The organism is Pseudomonas sp. QS1027 (genome assembly GCF_002814235.1).
Lineage (GTDB): Bacteria > Pseudomonadota > Gammaproteobacteria > Pseudomonadales > Pseudomonadaceae > Aquipseudomonas.
In genome coordinates this window covers 1-473 of the sequence record NZ_PHSU01000072.1, presented here as the reverse complement: position 1 = coordinate 473, position 473 = coordinate 1, and the positions used below count along the sequence as shown (strand labels likewise).

Genomic DNA, 473 nt, shown 5'->3' with positions numbered 1-473 from the left:
CCGAGTCTTCGGGCTCGACGATTCGCTCCAGACAATGAGCCCAGGCGCCGCTTTCCAGTGGCTCGGGCGACTCATCCGCTGTGTCGCCTTCGACCACGGCCTGTGCCTGCTCCAGGCAATGGGCCGGGTAGCGCGCTTGCGGGTCGCAAAGGTAGCGGGCGGGCTGGTCGAACTGCCATTCGTAACCCGGCTGACGGGCCCGCTGCCAGGCTGCGACCTGCACCGGAAAGGCCTGTTGACGCAGGTTTAGCCAGGTCGTGTGGGCCCTGCCTGATGCGCTTTGGTTCGTCGCATTGTTGGCATCGAAGGCGCTGAAAGCCTCCAGCATGGCCTGGCCATCGGGGTGGTTATTGAACAGCTGTCGAAAACCATCGTTCGTGCAGTACAACGCCGGACTCTGGCAGCGTTGCTGGCGCAAGGCGGCATCCTGCTCCAGGCGCAGCAGGCGTGGCGCACTGAGCTGGATTTCGCTG

At 64.5% G+C, this 473-nt stretch carries 1 pseudogene; it reads right to left on the bottom strand.

The annotated features are described in order from the left end of the window. Positions 1–473 (bottom strand): annotated as a pseudogene (locus CWE01_RS33195) (hypothetical protein); the annotation flags it as partial.